At 38.6% G+C, this 22,123-nt stretch carries 26 protein-coding genes and 2 pseudogenes; 17 read left to right on the plus strand and 11 right to left on the minus strand.

From position 1 onward, the window contains the following. The first annotated feature begins 1 nt into the window (after position 1). The 7 genes from AC25Y1_RS08295 (at position 2) to AC25Y1_RS08325 (ending at position 6,675) form a co-directional block, all read left to right on the plus strand. A complete protein-coding gene (locus tag AC25Y1_RS08295; protein ID WP_488147501.1) occupies positions 2 to 514 on the plus strand; it encodes a TRAP transporter small permease in 513 nt (170 codons plus the stop codon). Beyond that, the gene (locus AC25Y1_RS08300; protein WP_488147502.1) at positions 511 to 1,692 is read left to right on the plus strand and encodes an acetyl-CoA C-acetyltransferase; all 1,182 of its coding nucleotides are present in this window, start codon (positions 511 to 513) and stop codon (positions 1,690 to 1,692) included. Before AC25Y1_RS08295 ends, AC25Y1_RS08300 begins: the two co-directional genes overlap by 4 nt. Continuing rightward, positions 1,685 to 2,578, plus strand: coding sequence for an NAD(P)H-dependent flavin oxidoreductase (locus AC25Y1_RS08305; RefSeq protein WP_488147503.1), 894 nt, complete (start codon positions 1,685 to 1,687; stop codon positions 2,576 to 2,578). The genes AC25Y1_RS08300 and AC25Y1_RS08305 overlap by 8 nt, the downstream gene beginning before the upstream one ends. Further along, complete coding sequence (locus tag AC25Y1_RS08310) at positions 2,571 to 3,383, plus strand: enoyl-CoA hydratase-related protein (RefSeq protein ID WP_488147504.1); 813 nt, start codon at positions 2,571 to 2,573, stop codon at positions 3,381 to 3,383. The genes AC25Y1_RS08305 and AC25Y1_RS08310 overlap by 8 nt, the downstream gene beginning before the upstream one ends. Beyond that, positions 3,380 to 4,222, plus strand: a complete 843-nt coding sequence (locus tag AC25Y1_RS08315) for a 3-hydroxyacyl-CoA dehydrogenase NAD-binding domain-containing protein (RefSeq protein ID WP_488147505.1) — start codon at positions 3,380 to 3,382, stop codon at positions 4,220 to 4,222. Before AC25Y1_RS08310 ends, AC25Y1_RS08315 begins: the two co-directional genes overlap by 4 nt. A 480-nt stretch (positions 4,223 to 4,702) precedes the next feature. Continuing rightward, a complete protein-coding gene (locus AC25Y1_RS08320; RefSeq protein ID WP_488147506.1) occupies positions 4,703 to 5,494 on the plus strand; it encodes a 3-hydroxyacyl-CoA dehydrogenase in 792 nt (263 codons plus the stop codon). A gap of 32 nt (positions 5,495 to 5,526) precedes the next feature. Beyond that, positions 5,527 to 6,675, plus strand: coding sequence for a thiolase family protein (locus AC25Y1_RS08325; RefSeq protein WP_488147507.1), 1,149 nt, complete (start codon positions 5,527 to 5,529; stop codon positions 6,673 to 6,675). Between the two features lie 338 nt (positions 6,676 to 7,013). Here AC25Y1_RS08325 and AC25Y1_RS08330 read toward each other — a convergent pair whose 3' ends face one another. Beyond that, positions 7,014 to 8,006, minus strand: a complete 993-nt coding sequence (locus AC25Y1_RS08330) for a DMT family transporter (RefSeq protein ID WP_488147508.1) — start codon at positions 8,004 to 8,006, stop codon at positions 7,014 to 7,016. Positions 8,007 to 8,136: 130 nt separating this feature from the next. Between AC25Y1_RS08330 and AC25Y1_RS08335 the strand changes: the two genes are divergently transcribed. Next, positions 8,137 to 9,021 carry a LysR family transcriptional regulator gene (locus tag AC25Y1_RS08335; protein WP_488147509.1) on the plus strand — a complete coding sequence of 295 codons (885 nt, stop codon included), beginning with the start codon at positions 8,137 to 8,139 and terminating at the stop codon, positions 9,019 to 9,021. 63 nt (positions 9,022 to 9,084) lie between these two features. On the opposite strand, the gene AC25Y1_RS08340 is transcribed toward AC25Y1_RS08335, so the two are convergent. From AC25Y1_RS08340 to AC25Y1_RS08360, 5 genes and pseudogenes are all read right to left on the minus strand, one after another. Continuing rightward, positions 9,085 to 9,387: a DUF3784 domain-containing protein gene (locus tag AC25Y1_RS08340; protein WP_488147510.1), complete on the minus strand. Its 303-nt coding sequence runs from the start codon at positions 9,385 to 9,387 to the stop codon at positions 9,085 to 9,087. A gap of 17 nt (positions 9,388 to 9,404) precedes the next feature. Continuing rightward, positions 9,405 to 10,028 (minus strand): FMN-binding negative transcriptional regulator, encoded by a 624-nt coding sequence (locus tag AC25Y1_RS08345; RefSeq protein ID WP_488147511.1) that lies wholly within the window; start codon positions 10,026 to 10,028, stop codon positions 9,405 to 9,407. Positions 10,029 to 10,040: 12 nt separating this feature from the next. Continuing rightward, positions 10,041 to 10,535 (minus strand): spermidine/spermine N(1)-acetyltransferase, encoded by a 495-nt coding sequence (gene paiA / locus AC25Y1_RS08350; protein ID WP_488147512.1) that lies wholly within the window; start codon positions 10,533 to 10,535, stop codon positions 10,041 to 10,043. A 25-nt stretch (positions 10,536 to 10,560) separates the two neighbouring features. Continuing rightward, positions 10,561 to 11,013 (minus strand): MarR family winged helix-turn-helix transcriptional regulator, encoded by a 453-nt coding sequence (locus AC25Y1_RS08355; protein WP_488147513.1) that lies wholly within the window; start codon positions 11,011 to 11,013, stop codon positions 10,561 to 10,563. A gap of 112 nt (positions 11,014 to 11,125) precedes the next feature. Further along, positions 11,126 to 11,663, minus strand: a pseudogene (locus AC25Y1_RS08360) (Uma2 family endonuclease). Between the two features lie 458 nt (positions 11,664 to 12,121). Here AC25Y1_RS08360 and AC25Y1_RS08365 point away from each other — a divergent pair. From AC25Y1_RS08365 to AC25Y1_RS08380, 4 genes are all read left to right on the plus strand, one after another. Further along, positions 12,122 to 12,634 carry a hypothetical protein gene (locus AC25Y1_RS08365; protein ID WP_488147514.1) on the plus strand — a complete coding sequence of 171 codons (513 nt, stop codon included), beginning with the start codon at positions 12,122 to 12,124 and terminating at the stop codon, positions 12,632 to 12,634. A 98-nt stretch (positions 12,635 to 12,732) separates the two neighbouring features. Continuing rightward, a complete protein-coding gene (locus tag AC25Y1_RS08370; protein WP_488147515.1) occupies positions 12,733 to 13,422 on the plus strand; it encodes a zinc metallopeptidase in 690 nt (229 codons plus the stop codon). 459 nt (positions 13,423 to 13,881) lie between these two features. Next, positions 13,882 to 14,136, plus strand: coding sequence for a hypothetical protein (locus AC25Y1_RS08375; protein WP_488147516.1), 255 nt, complete (start codon positions 13,882 to 13,884; stop codon positions 14,134 to 14,136). Positions 14,137 to 14,176: 40 nt separating this feature from the next. Then, complete coding sequence (locus AC25Y1_RS08380) at positions 14,177 to 14,380, plus strand: hypothetical protein (RefSeq protein ID WP_488147517.1); 204 nt, start codon at positions 14,177 to 14,179, stop codon at positions 14,378 to 14,380. Positions 14,381 to 14,387: 7 nt separating this feature from the next. On the opposite strand, the pseudogene AC25Y1_RS08385 reads toward AC25Y1_RS08380, so the two are convergent. After that, positions 14,388 to 14,510 (minus strand): annotated as a pseudogene (locus tag AC25Y1_RS08385) (FMN-binding negative transcriptional regulator); the annotation flags it as partial. 260 nt (positions 14,511 to 14,770) lie between these two features. Here AC25Y1_RS08385 and AC25Y1_RS08390 point away from each other — a divergent pair. After that, a complete protein-coding gene (locus AC25Y1_RS08390) occupies positions 14,771 to 15,028 on the plus strand; it encodes a GlsB/YeaQ/YmgE family stress response membrane protein (protein ID WP_488147518.1) in 258 nt (85 codons plus the stop codon). 97 nt (positions 15,029 to 15,125) lie between these two features. On the opposite strand, the gene AC25Y1_RS08395 is transcribed toward AC25Y1_RS08390, so the two are convergent. Beyond that, positions 15,126 to 15,566 carry a PH domain-containing protein gene (locus tag AC25Y1_RS08395; protein ID WP_488147519.1) on the minus strand — a complete coding sequence of 147 codons (441 nt, stop codon included), beginning with the start codon at positions 15,564 to 15,566 and terminating at the stop codon, positions 15,126 to 15,128. Positions 15,567 to 15,755: 189 nt separating this feature from the next. Then, positions 15,756 to 16,427 (minus strand): hypothetical protein, encoded by a 672-nt coding sequence (locus AC25Y1_RS08400; protein ID WP_488147520.1) that lies wholly within the window; start codon positions 16,425 to 16,427, stop codon positions 15,756 to 15,758. Positions 16,428 to 16,571: 144 nt separating this feature from the next. Here AC25Y1_RS08400 and AC25Y1_RS08405 point away from each other — a divergent pair, with 144 nt between their 5' ends. The 3 genes from AC25Y1_RS08405 (at position 16,572) to AC25Y1_RS08415 (ending at position 17,961) form a co-directional block, all read left to right on the plus strand. Next, positions 16,572 to 17,096: a hypothetical protein gene (locus AC25Y1_RS08405; RefSeq protein ID WP_488147521.1), complete on the plus strand. Its 525-nt coding sequence runs from the start codon at positions 16,572 to 16,574 to the stop codon at positions 17,094 to 17,096. 307 nt (positions 17,097 to 17,403) lie between these two features. Beyond that, the gene (locus AC25Y1_RS08410) at positions 17,404 to 17,577 is read left to right on the plus strand and encodes a hypothetical protein (protein ID WP_488147522.1); all 174 of its coding nucleotides are present in this window, start codon (positions 17,404 to 17,406) and stop codon (positions 17,575 to 17,577) included. Positions 17,578 to 17,583: 6 nt separating this feature from the next. Next, positions 17,584 to 17,961, plus strand: a complete 378-nt coding sequence (locus tag AC25Y1_RS08415; RefSeq protein ID WP_488147523.1) for a hypothetical protein — start codon at positions 17,584 to 17,586, stop codon at positions 17,959 to 17,961. A 33-nt stretch (positions 17,962 to 17,994) separates the two neighbouring features. Here the strand turns inward: AC25Y1_RS08415 and AC25Y1_RS08420 are convergent, their stop codons facing one another. Continuing rightward, positions 17,995 to 18,459, minus strand: coding sequence for a hypothetical protein (locus AC25Y1_RS08420; RefSeq protein WP_488147524.1), 465 nt, complete (start codon positions 18,457 to 18,459; stop codon positions 17,995 to 17,997). Between the two features lie 554 nt (positions 18,460 to 19,013). Between AC25Y1_RS08420 and AC25Y1_RS08425 the strand changes: the two genes are divergently transcribed. Continuing rightward, on the plus strand, positions 19,014 to 20,483 hold the full coding sequence (locus AC25Y1_RS08425; protein ID WP_488147525.1) for a MutH/Sau3AI family endonuclease: 1,470 nt from the start codon (positions 19,014 to 19,016) through the stop codon (positions 20,481 to 20,483). A 120-nt stretch (positions 20,484 to 20,603) separates the two neighbouring features. Here AC25Y1_RS08425 and dcm read toward each other — a convergent pair whose 3' ends face one another. Next, on the minus strand, positions 20,604 to 21,842 hold the full coding sequence (dcm, locus tag AC25Y1_RS08430; protein WP_488147644.1) for a DNA (cytosine-5-)-methyltransferase: 1,239 nt from the start codon (positions 21,840 to 21,842) through the stop codon (positions 20,604 to 20,606). Positions 21,843 to 22,123 lie beyond the last annotated feature (281 nt).

Below are 22,123 nucleotides of genomic sequence, written 5' to 3' on the forward strand. Positions count from 1 at the left end.
TATGCAAGTTCTTGAAAAGATAAGCCGAATAGTGAGAGAAAGTGGAAAATACATCAGTGGTTTTTCAATATTAGGCATGATGCTAGTTATCGTAATAGATGTTTTTATGCGAAACGTTTTCGGAAAACCAATTGCAGGAACTTATGAGATTGTCCAATATTTTCTTATGCCATTGGCAGTATTTCCCGCTTTAGGTTATGCCTATTGGTCAGGTATATTACCAAGGTTATCCGAGCTTATTTCAAAAGCACCAGATTGGTTTGAGAAATTTAATAGAATCCTAATTTTACTTATAGACACGGTTGTTTTTGCTTTATTAACGTATTATGGTTATTTATTTGCGATGTCAGGAATGAAAGATCAAATGGCAATTCCGGTTGGCGGGAGCTTAGTAACGATATGGCCAGTCTATTTCCTAGTACCCATCGGTTTTTTATTTGTTTTGCTAGAGGTTATTTTACGTTTTGGTAGTAAGCCTGAAGAAGCTGAAGAAGGAGGGGAAGTCGGGCTATGACTAATGTATATATCGTTGAAGGTGCTCGGACTGCATTTACCGAGTTTGGTGGATCTTTTGCGAAGGTGGATGCGACAACACTGGGGACCGCGACTGCAATTGAAGCGATGTTACGTTCGAATGTGAAACCCGAACAAGTGGATCATGTGATTTATGGAAATGTCATTCATACAGGAAAGAACGCTTCCTATATCGCGCGACATATTGGGTTAAATGCAGGGGTTCCACAGGAGGTCCCGGCTTTAACATTGAATCGACTATGTGGATCCGGTATGCAAAGTATTGTTTCGGGGGCACAACATATTTTAGTAGGCGATGCGGATATTGTCTTAGCGGGCGGTGCTGAGAACATGTCACAATCCCCATATTCAAATTTCGAACAGAGATTTGGCGGATCTAAGATGGGGAACCTGCAATTTGAAGATATGTTACAGGCGACGTTAACCGATCAATATACGGGAAGTGGCATGGGGATGACAGCCGAGAAGTTATCGGAACAATACGCTATTTCAAGGGAGGAACAAGATGCATTTGCCGTTGAATCGAATCTCCGTGCGACAAAGGCGGTGGAAGATGGCGTATTTGCTGAAGAAATCGTGCCAATAGAAGTGAAGTATCGGAAAAAATCAGTAATTGTCGACAAAGACGAGCATATTAAACCGGATGTAACTGAAGAAAGAATGGCTGGGCTACGTCCCGCATTTAAAAAAGATGGAACAGTTACGGCAGCAAATGCCTCCGGGATTAACGACGGGGCTGCGTCAGTAATCGTAGCTAGTGAAAAGGCTGTCAATGAACACGGGTTAAAACCAATCGCACGAATCGTTTCGTGGGGAGTTGCTGGTGTTGATCCAACAATAATGGGAATCGGCCCCGTCCCAGCGATTAGGCAGGCATTGGAGCGGGCGAATTTAACTGTTGAAGATATTGATGTTTTTGAAATCAATGAAGCGTTTGCTGCCCAGTATTTGGCTGTAGAAAAAGAGTTAGGTTTAGATCGTTCTAAAACGAACGTAAACGGTGGGGCAATCGCACTAGGCCACCCAGTTGGAGCGAGTGGAACAAGAATATTATTGTCAGCCGCTTACGAATTAAAACGTCGTCATGCAAAGTATGCAGTGGCGAGTTTATGTATTGGCGGCGGACAAGGGATTGCGGTGGTGATCGAACATGCTTAAGCTTCCAGTAATTGTATCTCCAATGTTTTTAGTCTCTACACCAAAGATGACGATTGAGGCAGGCAAAGCTGGTGTAATTGGTTCTTTTCCACTATTGAATGCACGCCCGATTGAAAAGTGTGCACAATGGCTTCAGGAAGTGAAGGATGGGCTTGGGGATATTCCTTGGGCAGTCAACTTCATCTGTCATAAGAAAACCAATAAACGTTATGATGACGATCTTGAGTTAATCAGGAAATATGAACCACCGATTGTCATTACCTCCCTTGGTAATCCAAGCGATGTAAATGCGGTTGTTCATGGATATGGCGGCCTTGTCTATTCAGATGTAGCGAATATAAAACATGCGAAAAAAGCTGCACAATCTGGTGTAGATGGACTCGTTTTAGTTTGTGCCGGAGCGGGTGGACACGGTGGAACATTAAATCCATTCGCCTTTATTGCAGCAGTAAAAAAGTTTTATGAAGGAACGATTATTTTATCAGGAACCATTTCAACAGGGGCAGATGTTGCTTCTGCCCGATTAATGGGAGCGGATTATGCCTATATGGGTACTCGTTTTTTGGCAGCTGAAGAAAGCAGTGCACAAGAAGGGTTCAAACAAATGGTTATCGATTCAACGATCGAAGATATCCTGTACACAGATTCATTCAGTGGGGTTCACGCGAATTATCTCATTCCAAGTATTATAAAAGAAGGTATCGATCCAACTGCATTGAAGCCAAGAGATGAAGTGGATTTGTCTCATTTGGTTAATGTTAAAGCTTGGCGCGATATTTGGTCTGCAGGTCAAGGCGTTACAAATGTAACAAAACGTGAAACGACAAAAGAAATTGTTGAAACACTAATTAAAGAGTACAAGGAAGGAGTGGCGAACCTTGTATGAAACGATTAAAACAAATTTACAAGATGGCATTTTGACGTTGACGCTGAATCGCCCGGAAGCATTGAATGCCTATACCCATAAAATGAATGAAGAATTGCTTCACTTTTATAAAGAAGTAAACAAAAATGACGATGTACGGGTCATCGTAGTTACTGGAAGTGGACGAGCCTTTTGCGCTGGCATGGATTTAAACGAAGGGTTTGCAACCGACGAAACTCAGGAGGATTATCGTGATCTTGGCGGACAGGTGAGTATGCAGATGTATGAAGTGAATAAGCCTATAATTGCTGCGATTAACGGTGCTGCGGTTGGAATAGGGATTACGATGACTTTGCCAATGGACATTCGGATTGTGAAAAAAGGCGTGAAAATCGGATTTGTATTTGGTCGTCGCGGAATTGGTCCTGAAACAGCTGCAGGATGGTTCTTACCAAGGGTTGTCGGAATTGGAAAGGCGCTTGAGTGGACGTTGACGGGGCGATACATACCGACGAATGAAGCACTGGCAACGGGTCTTGTTCAATATGAGGAAGAAGATCCACTTGCGAAGGCATATGAAATTGCGCGTGAAATTGTGGAAAATACAGCAGCGACGTCTAACAGCTTTACAAGACAATTATTATGGAAGATGCTTGGCGAAAATCATCCTTATGAATCACATTTAGTTGAATCAAAATTCCTTCATTGGGCAAGTCGGAATGCAGATATAAATGAAGGAATTCAATCTTTTATAGAAAAGCGACCAGCAAATTTTCCGATGAAAGCATCAGAATTACCAAGTTTCTTTAGGAGTGATGGTGAATGAAGAAAATCGCAGTAGTTGGCGCGGGTACAATGGGAAATGGTATTTCTCAGGTAGCAGCTGAAGCAGGGTTTGAAGTGTTGTTGTATGATAAAAACCCTGCAGGTCTTGAACAGGGACTGAAACGAATTGAAAAGACCTTAAAGCGTAATGTAGAAAAGGGAAAGAATGATCAAGCCGCAGCGGATCAAATTAGAGAACGAATTAAACCAACAAGTTCGATAGAAAACCTCAAAGATGTAGACATTGTTATAGAAGCAATAGTGGAGCAAATTGAGCCGAAAAAAGAGCTATTTGCAGAACTTGATCAAATTTGCAAACCCTCCACTATTTTCGTTTCAAATACATCAGGATTAAGCATCACGGAAATGGCTAGTGCGGTGAAGCGAAGTGGACAGGTGATTGGCATACATTTCTTCAATCCTGTTCCGGTTATGCAATTGGTTGAAATCATTCGTGGTGAACAAACGAATGACCTAACCTTTGAAACTGCTCATCAACTGGCAGAAAAATTTAACAAAGTGGCGATATCCGTGAAAGAAGCCCCATTATTTGCTGTGAATCGAATTTTAACTCCAATGATTAATGAGGCGATATTTGTTTTGTCGGAGGGAATTGCATCAGCAGAGGATATTGATAAAGGCATGGTGCTAGGAGCAAATCATCCTATTGGTCCGCTTGCACTTGCTGATCTTATTGGACTCGATACGATGCTTTTTGTTGCGGAAACCCTCTATTACGAAACGAATGATTCCAAATATCGTCCAGCGCCTTTACTTAGGAAATATGTAAGAGCCGGTCGTCTTGGAAGGAAATCAGGAGAAGGTTTTTTTAAATACTAATTTTTTCTGTTAAAGAGAAGATAATATACGTGGGAAACACTTACTTTAAACAGGTAGCAATAGTATATTGTAGGATTTTTCCACTAACCTCACTTCTCTTAATGGCGTGCAACGCAAGCAATTTCATAAGTGGTCGAACTACTTTTATTGACGATGGCTGGATGACGCAATAGTGTGGTGAAAAGATTTCCTTACAATAAATTAACGCTTATTGTCCGTAACTATTGATGTGGAACGGAAAAGTTAATAAAAGTGAAGTCAACCAAAGATGAATTGGTTGGCTTCTTTGATTCTTGGGAATATTTTTGTGGATTGTCCTTATTTGCGATTTCGAAGTTATTCGGTCTAATCACTTCAGTGACACCTTTTAATTCAACAGGGAACAGTATGCTTCCAACTCAATTGCAATTCCCCAATTAGCTTGCTAGAATTATAGTAAGATAGAATCTTCAGAAAAAACCGTCAAAGGGGAGTGGGAGATTGGATATTAAAGATAAAGTTGCCGTGGTTACTGGGGGAGCTTCGGGTTTAGGTCTTGGAACCGTAAGAAGTTTGGTGGGAAAAGGGGCTAAAGTGGTCATCTTTGATTTGAATGAAGCCAAAGCAATCGAAGTGTGCGAAGAATTAGGGGCAGATGTCGCGTACGCAAATGTAGATGTCACGTACGCAAATGTAGATGTCACAAGTGAAACATCAGTCGAAGCTGGCATAAAATTAGCGGTTGATACTTTTGGGTCCGTTCATATATGCGTCAACTGTGCAGGCATCGCGCCTCCGCAAAAAACAATCGGTCGAGCGGGTGTGATGCCGTTGGAAAACTTTAGAAAAGTCATCGAGGTGAACTTAATCGGTACGTTTAATACATTACGGTTAGCCGCGGAAGCAATGGCAAAAAACGAACCACAAACAGAAGACGGGGAACGAGGCGTCATTATAAACACCGCATCTGTTGCGGCTTTCGACGGCCAAATGGGGCAAGCCGCATACGGAGCTAGTAAAGCGGGTGTCGCGGGTATGACGTTACCGATTGCACGAGATCTTTCCTCCTACGGCATCCGTATGAATACAATTGCACCGGGTCTCTTCAGAACGCCTATGGCAGAAGGATTGCCGGAAAAGGCTATTGCAAGACTTGAAGGAATGGTCGAGTTTCCAAAACGTCTTGGAACGCCAGATGAATATGCATCTACGGTATTATTCTTAATAGAAAACGGCTATGTAAACGGGGAAGTGATTCGTTTGGACGGCGGCATTCGCATGCAACCGAGGTAATTGATTGATCAATAAAAAGGGGTGGAACACAAATGACTGAAGTTGTCATCATAGATGGGGTTCGCACAGCAATTGGAAGAAGAAAAGGCATGTTCGCTGGGTACAGACCAGACGAACTGGCAGCGGTCGTGCTCGATGAACTTGTAACGCGTGCGGGAATTGAAAAAGGAGACGTGGAAGATGTCATTTTAGGCTGCGTGACACAAACGGGTGAACAAGGCGGGAACGTTGCAAGAACTGCGGCACTTATAGCGGGCTTCCCGATTCATGTCCCCGGTGTCACGATTGACCGTCAATGCGGATCCAGCCAACAAGCTGTTCACTTTGCCTCTCAAGCTATCGCGTCAGGAGATATGGATATTGTCATTGCAGGCGGCGTGGAAAACATGACGCGCGTGCCGATGTTGGCAACGATAAAAGATACAAAACCAAGTCCAAAACTAACGGAAAAATACGAGATTATCAATCAAGGTCTGTCTTCTGAACGCATGGTGGAAAAATGGGGATTTACACGGGAGGACTTGGACCAGTATTCGGCGAACAGCCACACAAAAGCATTTCAGGCAATAAAAAACGGACATTTTGAAAAAGAAATTATGCCAGTTGAAGTTGAACAAGAAGACGGAAGCATTAAAACAGTTTCAGTCGATGAGGGTCCACGAGAAGGCTCAACAGTTGAAGTTCTAGGCGGATTAAACCCGGTCTTCGACAAAAACGGCGTCATCACTGCAGGAAATGCGAGTCAAATGAGCGACGGAGCATCCGCGGTCCTACTCATGTCACGCGAAAAGGCTGACGAACTTGGTTTATTGCCAAAAGCCCGAATCGTGGCAAGAAGTGTTGTTGGTTCTGATCCGACACTTATGCTTACTGGCCCAATTGAAGCAACCCGAAAAGTGCTGGAAAAAGCAGGGATGACCATAGAAGACATGGATACCTACGAAGTGAACGAGGCATTTGCCCAAGTTCCGCTAGCCTGGTTGAATGATATCGGCGCTGATCCTAACAAGCTCAATCCAGACGGTGGAGCCATCGCACTTGGACATCCACTCGGCGCAACCGGCACGAAACTCTTAGTGACGCTCATGAACAGATTAGAACGCACAGGTGGCCGCTACGGGCTACTCGCTATCTGTGAAGGGATGGGAATGGCGAACGCGACGATAATTGAGCGGATTTAGTTGGAGTGGAGTGAACTGCAATCGGTATTTTGTCATGGAAATATAAATAAGGAAGATATAAGGAAATAAAATCAGGATTAAGGACACGTTAAGGACACGTTAAGGACACGTTAAGGACACCAATTTCAGTAGAAAATATAGAAACTTACCCTTCTCTTGCAATAATTTAATAAACACTCTTAGATTATGTTTGACGAGGAGAGAAGGAATTATGAATTGGAAGATACTAACCACTATTTTTCTGTCACTCATCCTTTGCAGCAGTACAAGAATCCAATTAAGAAAAGCATCCTCTCTCGCAGGACTTTATGCGCGGGAAGGATGCTTTTCTCGTTTTCTTAAGTTTGGTTTTGTAGTAAAGAAAGAACCTCGCGCAATCTTTTTCTGAGAAGTTGCGGCGTTGTATTGTTCTGACGCATTCTGACGAAAATATTATTCGCAATTAACGAAACAACAATAAACACAGTTCCAATATAGTCATAAGCTGTCAATTGATTGCCTTGGACAAATGAAATAACCAGAGTTGTCACAGGAACAAAGTTAATGAACAACAACGCGTTTAAAGGTGATAGGATACCTACACCAATATTCCAACCCAGTAACGCAATAAGTCCCGGGAAAATAATCATAAAGGTTAAATGAGGACTAACGATTTGAATCGTCGCCATCGTAGGTACTGTCACATAGCCCGAAAACGTCACAAGAATCGTAACAACAGTCGCTGTCGCTGTACCAAGTAAACAGCTTAATGTTGAATAGCGAAGCGCGGACCAACCCTTTTCGCTAAACTTACTACCGCCCATCGTATAGACAACCCAACCAACGACCGCGATGAAGATGAATAGTGACGGCACGATATCGCTTGTTGCTGTTAAGAACGCTCCGAAATCACCTTTTGAGATGACGAGCGAAACCCCGATAAATGCAGTAAAGACAAAGAATAACGTAATACCATGCGGTCGATTTCTAGTTAACAACCAGACAATCACAATTGAGATCATCGGCATCAAAGACTCCATAATCGACGCCACCATCACGCCTGGTTCACCTAGTAAATCCTGACCCCAGAAAATGAGTAAATTATAAACAGCAAAAGCCATTGTACCAAAAAACCATAACGACAAGCCTTTACCTTCCAGTCGAAAAGCTTGTTTCCCTTCGCGCCAGAAAAGCATGACAACTAATAGTACGGTGACCGCTATGTAACGAAAAATCGTGAAATAAAATGGATCAATATAATTGAACGCATGATTCGCAACGGGAAACATCGCGCCCCAGGAAACGCTCGCTATAAAGCACAAGAAAGCGCCCCACAATACTTTATTTTTCAATTAAATCAAAGTCTCCTTCATCTCTATCTCTGTATTCATTAGACACCAAAATAGACATCATGTAAAACGAACAATAATGATGATGGCTATCACTATTTGTGATACCATGAATAAAAGGAGAGTTGAAAACATGGAGTTTAAAGACCTGGAAATATTTCAAATGGTTGCAGAAAAAGGAACAATTTCAGCCGCAGCAAGAGAGTTAAGTTATGTTCAATCCAACGTATCCGCAAGAATTCAAAAGCTCGAAGTTGAGCTGAACACCCCGTTGTTTAACCGTCACAACCGCGGGATGACCTTAACACCCGAAGGCAAAAAACTAATGGTCTATAGCGAAAAAATATTATCTTTAACGAATGAAATGAGAAAAGTCATCCAAAGCAAAGACGAACCAGCTGGAAAACTCGAAATCGGTACAGTGGAAACCGTCATCCAATTACCGCATATCCTCTCGGCTTACAGTAAAAAATATAAAGACGTAGACCTATCCCTCATCTCAGGTGTCACTGACAAACTACAAGCAGACGTATTAAACCATAAGCTAGACGGCGCTTTTGTGACGGAGACAGCCTTACATCCAGACCTTGTCGCACACGATGTTTTTAAAGAAGAGCTCGTCTTAATATCTGACATGAATGAAACATCGCTCGATCAACTAAAAAATGAACCTTTCCTATGCTTTAGTGAAGGATGTGGCTACCGATCCAGACTTGAAAAATGGTATAAAGACGAAAACGTTACACCTCAAAAGGTAATGGAATTCGGTACATTAGAAACCATTTTAAGTAGCGTCACAGTTGGTCTAGGTGTCACCTTCGTACCCAAATCTGCAGTCGTTCACTTGGAAAAGAAAGGCCTCATCCAATGCCACGAACTGCCCGAAAAATATAGCAAAATCAATACAATTTTCATCAGACGGTCCAATGCTTACCTAACCTCAACCATCGAAAAGTTTATCGAAACGATTGAAGGCTGCAATGACGAAATCATACAACCCATTCTGGGCAACCAATAAAAGCGTCCGCTATCTACGATTTTAAGTAGAAGAGGACGCTCGTTTTTTAACAGGGTTACGCTCTTATTTATTAATAGATCTTACATATAGAACAAATGCCACTATGCCAATGATAACAATTATTCCATAGAATGCACCTACAATAGAACCAATAAACTCTAAACCAAACGGGAGCACAAGTGTTAAGACACCAATTCCGATGAGTAATCTTCCAATTCCAGATGCTAACTTGTCTTTATCTCCACTATACGTTTCTTCGTTATATCCAGAAATTAATGAAAGTTCTTTTTTCTTCCAGATTAAGTAACCAAACGAGAAACAAATCATACTGACAAATAGACACGTAATAAGACCGCCTAAAAACATATTCCAAGCACTCCTTACTATTCTCCAGGGTTGCGACTTTCTAGTCTTTTTTCCATCACTTCCGCCATTTCCGGATTTCCTTCATTCTGTAATTGATCAATAATATTCGCATAATCCGTTTCATTCCTGTTCTGACTTAACTTATACGCAGCCTGAATTTCCCCCACCTTAATTTTGAATCCAACGATACCCTTCAGTTGATTCTCCAAGAAATCAGGAGAAAGTTTATCCCACAATACAGGATTTTCACGACTATCCTCATATTTTTCCAGCATGATTGTCAAATCTTCTATTAACTCATCTTTTTCTATAATACTAGCTTTGCCATAGACATGGACGGCTTGATAATTCCATGTTGGAACCTCTTCATGCCCATACCAAGAAGAAGAAATATAAGCGTGCGGCCCCTGAAACATAACAAGCACATCATCACAATATTCAAATGTTTTCCACTGTGGATTTCCATAAGCCATATGGCCAGTGATATAGTAATCCTCATCAATTTTCTTTAACCCAAAAGGCAAGTGAGTAGCGATCGGTTTCCCTTGTACTGTAGTGACAATCGTGCCGAAGCTATTTTTTTCAATAAAACCCGAAATTTCATCAACATTTGTGACCTTGAAGTATTTTGGAATGTACATAATAATCCCCCTTTATTGAAGTGTTTTAGTCATGATAAAGTCCATTTGTTCCTCGTCACCCATATGAAAAGAATGGACGCTGGTTTGTTCAAACCCCATTTTCTTGTAGAAAGCAATCGCGTTTTCATTTTTCTCCCATACGCCTAACCAGACTTTCTTTTTATTAAGTTCCATCGCAATTGCCATCGCTTTATTCAGAAGGACTTTACCCAGCCCATGTTTTTGAAATATGTTCTTTATATAGATTCGCTCGATTTCGAGTGAATCAACTTCCATATTGACCTTCAAATAGCCAGCAACTTCTTGATTAAAATAAACAAAAAAGAATTGCGAAGAAGCATCAGATAGTTCTTTTTCCAATTGATTTAAATTAAATGCACCTTCCAAATAGGCTTTCATATTCTCAGGTGAATTCTGATCTTTAAATGTTTCGTCAAATGTTTCATAACTAATTTCTTGTAGTTCATGTAAATCTTCTAAGGAACACTGTTTAATAAGTATAGTCATTTCACTCTGTCGCTCCTTTATATGATCAATAATTTCTTTTGTTTCCTTTTTTTACTGATTCCCAGTCTTTTTCTACATTCTTTCTTACTCTTTGGAGAAGAGTAGAAATGGTTTCTACTTCACTTTCAGAAAATCCTTCTAACGCCACAAGATTAGAATAATCATTTTCTCTTTTAATAAACGGATAAACATTTTGCCCTTTTTCTGTTGAAAAGAGTTTTTTAATCTTTTTGTTATGCTTATCTTCATTCTTTTCAATAAAGCCATTCATTTCAAGTTTCTTTATTGCACGAGACGCTGTTGTTCGATCTACTTTTATCATCTCGGCCAACTTTTCTTGAATGATTCCCGGGTTTTCACATATTCGTACAAGGTACAAATACTGACCCCTCGTAAGATCATATTCCTTAAATTCTATATTACTTATCGAATCTAATGCCCTTGCGATCATGCCGATTTCACGAAGAATTTCCTTCATAATTAACTCCTTGGTACATATTTTTGTTGAAAAACAATATAGATTAAATTTAACTCAATTTTGTTGCACTTGCAACAAAGAATGCCGAATAAAAAAAGCACCCGTAGATGCTCTAGTCTAAAAATATACCGCTCAACTCAATAGTAAGCTCATCAAAAACAAATGAAGATAACAAGTCGGCTTTTCCAAATACTTTTCGTTTCCGATATCGGTTTTCTAAAAGTCCATAAACCTCGATTGTTTCATTATGAGGGTCAACAAGCCAGTATTCCTTTACACCAGTGCGCTCATACAAATTGAATTTATTGTTGCGATCTTTTAAGGCTGTTGACGGGGAAAGAACTTCAATAATAAGTTCGGGTGTCCCTGTTGCACGCTTTGATCCAACTTGACGCTTATCGCAAAATACTGAGATATCCGGCTGTACAATCGTGAAGTCATCAGCTTCATCTATTTGGACGTCGAAAGGCGCAACCACTCATTCCAAAATGTGCACGTAATTCGAAAAAAAGCTCACCGACGATTCGTTGATGAAGCGGGGATGGTGCTGGTGTCATATTGTAAGGTATCCCGTCAATCAATTCCCAAGCTCCATCCCATCCATTGATTTCTGCAATCGAAAACTTTTGATTTGATTTTGACTGAGGCATCAAAATCCCTCCCAAGTCCTTTTCATTAGTATATCACATGAACCGCGGATTTCATGTATCGTGAAGTCCGGGTTCTGCTGATATTCACCAACCATTTTTATGTAGAACTTAAAAAAGTGGGTGTTTTAAAGGAGGAAAATGAATTGTAGTCGAATACTATTAACAAGACATTAGGCAGGTAGCGCACTATGGCTAAAACAGCAGAAAAAGATGCTAACATGAAAAAACAATTCATTATGGCACCTTGGTTGGAATTTTTATATTAATCATTCCTGCATCTATTAATAGTTTTTACATGCCCCTAATTATCGTGTTACTAGGTGTCAATTTATTTAATGACATATATAGTCGGTGTAAAGATAATACAAAATTAGTGGTTTTATCGGCTTTAGTTTCCGCAGCCCCACTAGTGGTATATTTGCTATTAAAATATTAAAGGATGTGAGGGGGGAGTGGCTTTGTACAATTACAGACTGGACACAAGCAACCCCGAAGAATTAGAGCAAGATTATGCGCTACAACAACAGTCCATCAAACAATCGTGGATTACAATCACAAGTTTCTTTCTAGCAAAAGGAACAAAAGCAAGATTTAAATATTGGCCAGAAGATGTAGCTAGTGTAAATACAGGTTATTCGGGCTATGGCATTAAGAAGCTTATCGAATTAGATACTGATTATGTAATGGGAAAAGCGGAAGATGATCTTAATTTACTCACTGTTATTTTGAACGATGAAGTTAAAGGTTTTCTCTTGGATAGTATGCAAGAGAAACCTATTACAAATTCATCGTTTTTCCATTTTGATATTTTAAATAAAAAAAGCATATCCATCTATACTTCACAAGACTTTGGGGACAGTGTGTTACTGTATCTAACTGCAACAGACTTTGAAACCCTCACGAATAAATACATAGGGAAATTGGAATTAATTAGTCTTTCAGAAGCAATTGGGGATATTTTTATTGAGTAGGGTAAGGAATTTAAACTGAGATAATGGGAATCACCTTCCCATTATCTCGGTTTGAAAAAGTGGTTTTGAAGTATTTGTACGAAAAGGGGCAGAGAATATTGTTAATGCTTGGTGTTTATTTTCTAATTCTAACCACTTTGATAGTATTAATTATCGAAGTTGCCGTTAGAGTTTTTATTTACAAAGGTAAAAAGACCGATTTAAATATTCAAGCAGATGATGCATTACGTAGGATGTTAACCTTACATAGGGTTGATTTGGATTCTGAAGAAATCCAAATCGCAGAATCTAAAAGACATTCTTATCATCCAATCAAAAATACAATTAGAATCAGAAGTTTTGATTTGAAGACAGTGTTTGATCATATTCTATCCCTGCATGAAGGAGGGCACTATCTATCGATCAATCAAAATGCTCAAAAGCGTAAAAGGTTTGTGTTTACTCTAAGTATTATTGGAGTCAATAGACTCATCATTATTCCGATATTTATCTTTTCCGCTTTTATTTTTGATGCTGAAAAAAGTTTCTTTTTAACTAATCCTCTACCTTTAACAGTTGTATTGATTTTTTTTGTGATTGCGACTACTTTGAGGTTGTCAATCGGGATGTCCGAAGAATACCATGCGAGTCGAATTGCCCTTGAGTATATTGAACAGCATTATGAGAAGTTGGTAGTGAAGTATGCAAAACGCTTCTTGCACGCTTGTTTTTATCAACAATTATCTCAAGCATTGTTTATGACTATAGCTGTATCGTTGATCTATTATATGGTGCTATTTATTACGTGAAATCTTAACTATTAATATTAAACGATTTACCTTTTAACAGGAAGGATGAGTTTATGTTGAAAAAGTATTTAGCTTTAAATTCAAGAGTAATAATTATTAAAGCGATCCTAATTAATATCTTTGTATTTTTATGTGCATTTATTTTAAATGAGCTATTTAGTTACACAGTTGAGTATTTATCATTCCATGCGGGGGTGGTCACTGTGTTAGTTATTCTGGAAGTAATTGCTTATAGAAAATGGTCTCTTTCAAATTAGTCAAGGTATTATTATGAAACAGTTGGCAAGAATCTTTTTATCAGTCATAACTAAAATCTCGGTTTATTAATTAGTGAAGCAGTTGAGAATTCACTAAACCAAGTAAAACTATTTTCTTATTTGGTTTCTATATCATTATCAGTCGCAATGTTTGCGCTTGTAGGTAGGATTGACAAGAATACTAATTAGGAGTGACTCTGGCGTGGAAAAACTAACCACTTATCCGAATAAGAAAAAGGCTATTCTGATACTAGCTGTTATTATGGGGATGGTTTCTATACTAACAACCGTATTAGTGATTGTGCTAGGTGTGCATTCAAAAGCGGAAGGTTATCAAATTCTCTTAACTTTATGTCCGATGATTATTGGATTACTTACAGGTTATAGTTTTCTAAAAAGAAGTTATTCAGAAGTTCCAGAAACCATAGAAGTAATAAATCAGGAACGTAAGCTTTGAATCAAGATAAAAGAAATAATTAATGTGGGGGGATAGATAAATGGTATGGGGAACTATTTTATTATCGATTGTCGGTTTATTTATTTTGTACGTAGTCATCTTCGCAGCAGTAAAGGATGGGATTGATAAGTCGGTGGTAGGTCAGTTAATAAAAACGAAGTACGGGGTAACAGATGAAGCCGTTAAAGTTAGTGATGATGAAATTGAAAAAGAATTAGAGGATGAATTTAATAAGAAATCGTGAAAGGTACCTGACAATGTCCAAATGTTCTCCACTGGGGATTTCCATAAGCCATATGTCCAGTAATATAATAATCATCATCTTTTTTACTTAATCTCATAGGCAAATGAGTAGCAATTGGTTTCCCTTGTTCCTCGTACCCATATGAAAAGTGTGGACGCCGGTTTGTTCAAACTCCATTTACTTATAGAAAGCAATGGCATCAATAACTTCTCTTGCGATTTCCTCATAATGCAATGGGTGTATTGACCAAATAATTTCTAGAACTGTGGTAAAAGGTCTATTCAAACATCGCAAAGCGTATTAATTTATAAAGAATCCAAATTAAAAGCTTAAAAGTATTTCGATTTTATAAAGAGCCATATTTCTCAATAATGAAAGGAGAGGTATAGCATGGGCTTAATATTGTATTTAATTATTGGCGGTGTCATTGGTTGGTTCGCGGGAATAATTTTAGGAAGAGACTTGCCGGGCGGAGTCATAGGTAATGTTGTTGCTGGTATCGTTGGTGCATGGATTGGCGGCAGATTACTGGGGAATTGGGGGCCAAAACTCTCTGATTTTTACCTTATCCCGGCAATCATCGGGGCACTTATCTTTCTAATTATCTTAAGCTTTGTAATGAAATCAATACGCAAGAGAAACTGGTGATCTCTTAAAAGGAACGGAACAGAAGAAGATACCTAACACGAGCCGCCTCTCCAAAGGGACGGCTTTTTCATATGTTAAACACAGTTGAATCCAAGCTTTACGCCTGAATCTTCAAGTTCGGGCACCGCTTTTCCAACTCAAGCATAAAGGCCTCTTGCTCTTTAGGCGAAATCTTAACGCTCCCCAACATTGTAATCCTATTAAATATTTCGATGCCATCCCGGGATGACAATATTATATAACCCATGAAAATGGATGATGTAGGCGAAACTTTTGTAATGCTTTCATAAGGAATTTTACTCCTAAACGGGCCGCCTTTTACAAATAAATGATCTTGATGAAAAACGTATTTAATCGAAAAGGAAGACCACAATATGAGCGCTGTCGCAATAAGAAAGACAGAAATCGAAACAAAAACAACTGATAACTCATCTCCATCTCCGATGAATATAGGGAAAAGCGTCACCAGTCCGATAATAAGTATCGCAATCACTATGAACTTAACAAAAAAGGCATCTACTTTTGAATGAAAAATCATTTTTCATTACACCTCGCTTATCATTTCATACGGGTTACATGGCCTAAAGGTTTCATTACAAAAGTAGATTACAATTTAATATTCCCTCACTTTATTCACGCAAAAACTACAAGCAAAGACATTGTAACTCTCATTCAAGCCGAAATCTTCGTAAGGTTCCGGCTGTCCGCAAACGAGGCACTTACAAAGTTATATATACGAAACAGCGTCTGCGATTACAACCTTCGTGTCTTTCGGAAGCTCTTTTTCCAAAAACGCAACGCTCTCATCATGCAATATTTCCAACGCAACCTGTCCACCTTGAATGTCTTCGGAAAATGAAAAAGTTATATTGAGTTCTTTCGCAGCATCGAATATCTGACTGTATAAGATATCTCGCGTATATCCTATTTCGTCGAGCACTTCTTTTAGCCTGGATTCAAGCCCTACTGCCAACTGTTCCTCACCATTAAACTTCAGATCTTCCCAATAAACATCCAAGCCTTTCAAATAAACATACCTCTTTGAATCCAAAAAGTAATCATAGACCTCATCATACAAATGCGAAAACAAATCATGAAACCTGGCAATTAACCCATTATAGAAAAAGGCATCAGGATCCATCCACGCTTCGCTTAAACACTGCTGCATATAAAGGTCGATATCATTCGCAAGATCATCCCGCTGTTCAATGGTCTCCATATACTCCGCATCTATCACACACTGCCGATACAACTCCACCATCTCCGCATAAGTAAACGCATAAGGCTCATCCAAAACCCCCTCTGGATAACACTCAACAGAACAAAATACTGATTGATCTAAGTGAAACTGAAAAGGCTCTCCCGTAAACGTTTTTTTACATGTCGCACATTCATGCATCTAAAACCCCTCCTTACGGTCACTATACATACGGCTAAATTATTTTGTTACGCGACAAAAAACTTTTTTAACATGAGTATCCTTTTTCAAAACATCCCTCTATATAACAATTGAAAATCATAATTGACCGGGGGGATCAGTGATATGCAATACCTAAAGAGCCATCAACCATTTACCAACAAACGCGAATTAAACGAAGCCGTATCTTCACACCTATATAGATGCAATTTTGAATTAAATAAAACAGACAGAAGTGTTATAGAAATGTTAAGCCGCTATGCCGTAAAATATCCCGGTGTCGCCCATTTAAAGGTGGACACCCTTTCACTGGCAATCAAAAAAGCAACGAGAACAATTCAGCGTTCGATTCGGAAGCTAGAAGAGTTGAAAATTGTCGAAAGAAAATCATTCACTAGGGAAGTGAGCGGGGGTTTTGGAGCTAACCTGTATATTTTTTTGTCACCAAGTGTCATATCGGAAATGTCACCTCGACAAGAGCCGACCAGACCTACAGCCACAACGGAAGAACACACTAATTTTGAAAATGAAGCTCTTAATCTTAAAAGCAATAAAGATCTTTATAGTTATAATACGTATAAGCAAGTGACCGTTACGCATTACCAAAGATTCAAAAGTCTTCTTAAATCTTACACAGGCGAAAAGGATTAGCAGCAGATCAATAGACTCTATAGCATTTACCGTGGACAGACGGGTCGCTTACTTAAATTCAGCATTCATGAAGACAAAAAAGAACTATTCGAAGCCCTATCACTACAAGCAATTACGATCACATTTCAATCAAATAAAAAGAAAAACATCCGAAATTTGTACGGCTATTACGACGGTGTGCTGCGTAAGCTAATTGAGAAAGCATTATTTAGCGAGTCCTTTATGGACTTTAGTGTTTCAGCGGAATTAAAAATACCAAATGTAATAGTCGGATGAAATTCAATCTTGATATAATGAAGCCAAAAGCATGACATTAGGGGTGATTCAAGTGAAAAAGTTCCTTTATGTTTGCAATGAATGCGATAGGATGCATGCGGATGAAACAAGTATTTGTGAAACATGTGAATGTGTCAGCATTCGAATTGTTCCGGAATCAGAACTTCAGGGTGAAAAAATGGAGTCGCAAGAAGAAGGAGAGTGATTACTATTGGATTTCAATGTTGAAAAAACAACCATTCAATTGTTAGAAGACAATGGTGAGGTCTATCTGGAAAAAGGTATCTTGATAGAAGGAGATGGCCTTTGTGTCATATACGCAGATGGCTACTTTGACTTTGTATGTACAGCGAGATCTCAGTTGAAACATATACTTGCTGCCAGAAATTTGACTATAAAAGAATTAAAAGAAGGACGGCATTGTACACAATGCGAAAGCCCAATGCAAAGAGGATTTTATTTTGAATCAGATGGGACACAGTATTGTAGTAAAGATTGCTTGACTAAGGTAATTTCTTGGAAAGAGTATTTAAAGATTCATGATGGCGGCAAGGGCGATGCTTACTGGACGAATTGGGAAGATAGTTGAAAAAGTTACTCTCACTTTTAATTGGTAGTGATATTAATTAATTCCCTGGTAATCATCATTAGGATCATAGTCTTCACTGTGATATTCAATGCACTCGTCCAGTAGTATTTTTCCTCGATTATTCACGATGATGTGCTCTTTTAACGCTAACTCTACTACTATGCCTTCTACCTCAATTGCTAGATTGTTTTGCTTTGCTAAGGTTGATAGCTCCTCTGTAATAAGACCATGAGCCTGATCCCAAGTAACACTTACTTCATAGAGGTTAGGTGTATCTGTTTTCTTTATGTCATGCTTACGGGAGAAACCAATAAATGCACGCGTCGAATTTAAGACATATAAATCTTCGGGGATAAAATTGTTTGGGAAGATTATTTTACTACCTTCTAGTAGTGCATGTACAGGTTCACCTTGATGCATTGTCCATGTTGTGACAAACTTTAAAATGTCATCAATCTTACCTGTCAATATCGCGTATCCATCCACCCAATTGGCCATTACAATCCCTCCAATATAACAACACTTTTATTAAATCAATCATAAAGGGCCAAGCCGCTAACAGCAATTAATTTGGTGATAAATTCATAGAATGGCCAAGCAACAAACTGCAATCTATATTGAATTAATAAACCAGCATACTAGGTAAAAGTTAATTGATTGTTGAAAATACATAAAAAGTGTAGGACAATAGCATTACAAGTTAATTCTGACTGAGAGATTGTTGGATATGAAACAATTATGTGGGAAGTTATGTCAGTCATTCCAATAATTTTAGTGCATGAGGGGACCAAATTGGTAACCAAGGAATACCTATCGTCACTTAACTGAACACTAGCAGACATACTAGGGAGTTTGAAAAATTAGGGTGTTACCTAATTATTTGGTGATATTGAGGAAGCTTTCCTTTGTCTTTTATATAAAATTTGAGTGGCGTTTAGCGATTAATCAAATAAAAAACAATTTGCATTTGTGCGTTGCGGGTAAGTTAGAAATTCTATAATTGAACGAAATAGTGTCGTTCTGGATTAATAGTTTTGTTGGGGGGATTTAAGATGAATCATATTTACACACGAAAAGAGCTGGATGAAAAGTTATATAGCGTAACGAATAAGACACTCGGGGAAGTGGATGTTAATAACGTTTTTATTAAAGCGATTGATAAGCCAAAGATTACAGGAATTGCAGGGGATGTCATCGAACAATCGGTGCTAGGATATCCTGCTGATAATAAGCAAGAGCCAGATTTAATAGTGGATGGCTTCCATACAGAATTAAAAACGACTGGTCTTAGAAAACCGAAGAGGCTTGAAAACAGTGCTGACGAAAGAGATTTTATCGCAAAGGAAGGTGTTTCTATAACGGCTGTTTCTCCAGAAAATATCACAAGCCAGGAATTTGAGAATTCTTACCTGTGGCACAAAATGGAGTATATGTTATTTGTGTTTTATCATTACAATTCATATAAGGTTGTGCCGGCGTATCATTACTCTACCTTCAAAATACTGGGGCATCACTTTTATGAGTTTTCTGATGATGATAAGGAAATCATCTACAACGATTGGAAAATTGTTCGAGATAAAGTTGAAGAAATTCAAAAGACTTCGCTAAACCCCAAGAAGGAATATCCATCGCTTACTAAGTTGCGTAGTGAGTTGATGTATTTTGATTTAGCACCAAAGAAAAGTCCTCGTTTTCGTTTGAAGAAGGATGTAGCAAATGTGATTATTGGTGAGTTTTTTGATAAGAAACTTGAGAAGTTACAAAGGAGGATTACGAGCTACTCCCATTTGGATCAGCTATTACACAACTTCACTGAGCTATACAAAGGAAAAACGCTTAAAGAAATTGCGACTGATTTAAGTGTTGAATTATCGAAAAAACCAAGTAAAAATACTGCCGAACAAATTATTACGAAGTTCTTTGGTTCTGAAAAGAAGAAATTAAGACAGATTGATTTATTCTCGAAGATTGGATTGATACCAAAAACAATTGTTTTAAACCCAAATGGCGGTAGAACAGAAGATATGAAGTTTGATAAGATTGATTTTGAAGAATGGTTTGTTGAAGGGGAAGAATATGAGGATAGCTATTTATACGATTACTTCTATAACCATAAGTTTCTGTTTGTGATTTTCAAAGAACCTGAGAAGAATTCTCCACTACTTAAAAACCGATTTGTTGGATTCAAGCGGTATAGTTTTACCGATAAATTTGTAGAAAATGAATTGAAAACATACTACGATGAATTGAAACGACTGATTGAAAATAAAGAAGTTCGTGAAGAGCCTGTGTTGTATAAAACGGGGGAGAAAAAAGGAAAATCACAGATTAATCAAAATGGCACTATAAAAACAGAGATAAATCTTCCGAAATCTAAGGACTATGTAGTGTTTGCAAGAGGGTCAGGTGCTGATTCATCAAAGAAACCGGTAGAACTAAATGGTGTGAGAATGTATGCACAATTCTTTTGGATTAAAGGGAAATGGATTGTGGAGGAACTTGAAACTGAGCAATATATTTAGCAGTGTCTAAAAAGTTTATAGTCGAATTTGAGTACTAAGACCTAATAAAACCTGGATTTACTGAGAACTTGGTACCTTGGAATACCGGTATACAAATGTCAATAAAAAAAGCTGATACAGTTAAGTATCAGCTAATTGCAATTCCATTTGTACTTTTGTTGGTGTGTCGGTTGCTTCAATTTCCGCAATCCTGTTGCCCATTATCTCAATTAACCCTACAACAAGCGCATTTCCCATGCAGAAGTAACGCATGCGATCAGTCATTCCTTCTGTCCAATTGTCAGGGAAACCATTTAGCCGCTCACATTCGATTGGTGTCAAGAATCTTTTCCGACCATTTACTTCCACGATATGTGTACTACGGTTTGTTGAGCCTTCACTTGTTAACATAGTTCTCCCAGGTTTATCGAGAAAATCGGTTGGGGACATTCCGCCTTCTGAAAAAACGTATTTATGGCCGTCTGCTGTAGTACGTTCGATTTTCTTGGATCCTCTCAAGTAAGCAAACTTCTCTTCTACTTCTGGCGTTAAATAGTATTTCTCATCTATAAGCTCTTCATCCAATAATATATCTTTTAGTGGAGTTGCTGTATTTAATACCGGATCAGCATGGACCGTGTAGATATCCCCATTTCTCATAAGGCCTGCGGTATGAAAGTTAAATGAATAGTTATCGGACACGTCTATGATATCTTCTGGTAGTTTATCATGGCCAACTCGTTCTTTATAAGGTTGTTCTTTAATAGGGAAAGGAACTGCAAAAAAACCTCCATTGAACACAATATCTTCAGATTCAAGTTCTCTTTGATTTTCTTCAAATGATATTCCATTTTTATAGGCGAAAATAAAGACTCTTCTACGTCGCTGTGCAAATCCATATTCCGCGGCATTGATGACCCGCCATTCAACTGTATAATTTAAGTCCCTAAAAGTAGCAAGCATGACTGCAAAATCTCGTCCTCGTTGAGAAGACGGTGACTTTAATAATCTATCAACGTTTTCAAGAAGAACATATTTTGGATGTGAATTTTCCAGTACCCTTTTTATCTCCCAAAATAAAACGCCTTTTTTTCCTTGTATACCTTGTTCGCCTGAAAGTGTTCGAGCAACAGAATAGTCTTGGCAAGGGAAGCCGCCAACAACTAGATCAGGTGAAAGACTTTCAAATTTATCATCAGAAACTGTCGCAATGTCTTCATTGCTATGTTCCCCTTTACTAAAATTCCGCGTATAACAATCAAAAGCATCTTGGGTCTTTCTTGAAGGTTCCCATTGATTGCCCCAAGTAATATCGAAAAGGAAGGGGTTAGCCTTTTCTAATCCTAGTCGAAAACCACCTACACCGGCGAATAATTCCATTACGCGTATCGTATTGTTAGTTTTCAATTTTACGAACACCCTTTCGATTCTTTTAATATATTATACCCTATTTCGACAAAAAGATCAATAATAATCTATAAGTTAAATAAAGAAGTACTTTCTTAATGAATTAATTTAAAGAAAATCATACTTCATGCTGATAATAGTTAAATTATATGGTGAAGTGTTGCAGAGAGTTTCAAAGGTAAGTAAGTCCATCTTCTTCGAATGAAATTATCAAAATATCTATATCTGCTATAGGGGGAGTGAACATTTCCTCC

Source organism: Sporosarcina sp. Y1009, from assembly GCF_057669865.1.

What these genes read in the sequence shown, in the direction of transcription:
- AC25Y1_RS08295 (WP_488147501.1), top strand. Translation starts at nt 2, where the DNA reads ATGCAAGTTCTTGAAAAGATAAGCCGAATAGTGAGAGAAAGTGGAAAA.
- AC25Y1_RS08300 (WP_488147502.1), top strand. Translation starts at nt 511, where the DNA reads ATGACTAATGTATATATCGTTGAAGGTGCTCGGACTGCATTTACCGAG.
- AC25Y1_RS08305 (WP_488147503.1), top strand. Translation starts at nt 1,685, where the DNA reads ATGCTTAAGCTTCCAGTAATTGTATCTCCAATGTTTTTAGTCTCTACA.
- AC25Y1_RS08315 (WP_488147505.1), top strand. Translation starts at nt 3,380, where the DNA reads ATGAAGAAAATCGCAGTAGTTGGCGCGGGTACAATGGGAAATGGTATT.
- AC25Y1_RS08325 (WP_488147507.1), top strand. Translation starts at nt 5,527, where the DNA reads ATGACTGAAGTTGTCATCATAGATGGGGTTCGCACAGCAATTGGAAGA.
- AC25Y1_RS08335 (WP_488147509.1), top strand. Translation starts at nt 8,137, where the DNA reads ATGGAGTTTAAAGACCTGGAAATATTTCAAATGGTTGCAGAAAAAGGA.
- AC25Y1_RS08340 (WP_488147510.1), bottom strand. Translation starts at nt 9,387, where the DNA reads ATGTTTTTAGGCGGTCTTATTACGTGTCTATTTGTCAGTATGATTTGT.
- AC25Y1_RS08345 (WP_488147511.1), bottom strand. Translation starts at nt 10,028, where the DNA reads ATGTACATTCCAAAATACTTCAAGGTCACAAATGTTGATGAAATTTCG.
- paiA (WP_488147512.1), bottom strand. Translation starts at nt 10,535, where the DNA reads ATGACTATACTTATTAAACAGTGTTCCTTAGAAGATTTACATGAACTA.
- AC25Y1_RS08355 (WP_488147513.1), bottom strand. Translation starts at nt 11,013, where the DNA reads ATGAAGGAAATTCTTCGTGAAATCGGCATGATCGCAAGGGCATTAGAT.
- AC25Y1_RS08380 (WP_488147517.1), top strand. Translation starts at nt 14,177, where the DNA reads ATGGTATGGGGAACTATTTTATTATCGATTGTCGGTTTATTTATTTTG.
- AC25Y1_RS08390 (WP_488147518.1), top strand. Translation starts at nt 14,771, where the DNA reads ATGGGCTTAATATTGTATTTAATTATTGGCGGTGTCATTGGTTGGTTC.
- AC25Y1_RS08395 (WP_488147519.1), bottom strand. Translation starts at nt 15,566, where the DNA reads ATGATTTTTCATTCAAAAGTAGATGCCTTTTTTGTTAAGTTCATAGTG.
- AC25Y1_RS08400 (WP_488147520.1), bottom strand. Translation starts at nt 16,427, where the DNA reads ATGCATGAATGTGCGACATGTAAAAAAACGTTTACGGGAGAGCCTTTT.
- AC25Y1_RS08405 (WP_488147521.1), top strand. Translation starts at nt 16,572, where the DNA reads ATGCAATACCTAAAGAGCCATCAACCATTTACCAACAAACGCGAATTA.
- AC25Y1_RS08410 (WP_488147522.1), top strand. Translation starts at nt 17,404, where the DNA reads ATGACATTAGGGGTGATTCAAGTGAAAAAGTTCCTTTATGTTTGCAAT.
- AC25Y1_RS08420 (WP_488147524.1), bottom strand. Translation starts at nt 18,459, where the DNA reads ATGGCCAATTGGGTGGATGGATACGCGATATTGACAGGTAAGATTGAT.
- AC25Y1_RS08425 (WP_488147525.1), top strand. Translation starts at nt 19,014, where the DNA reads ATGAATCATATTTACACACGAAAAGAGCTGGATGAAAAGTTATATAGC.
- dcm (WP_488147644.1), bottom strand. Translation starts at nt 21,842, where the DNA reads ATGGAATTATTCGCCGGTGTAGGTGGTTTTCGACTAGGATTAGAAAAG.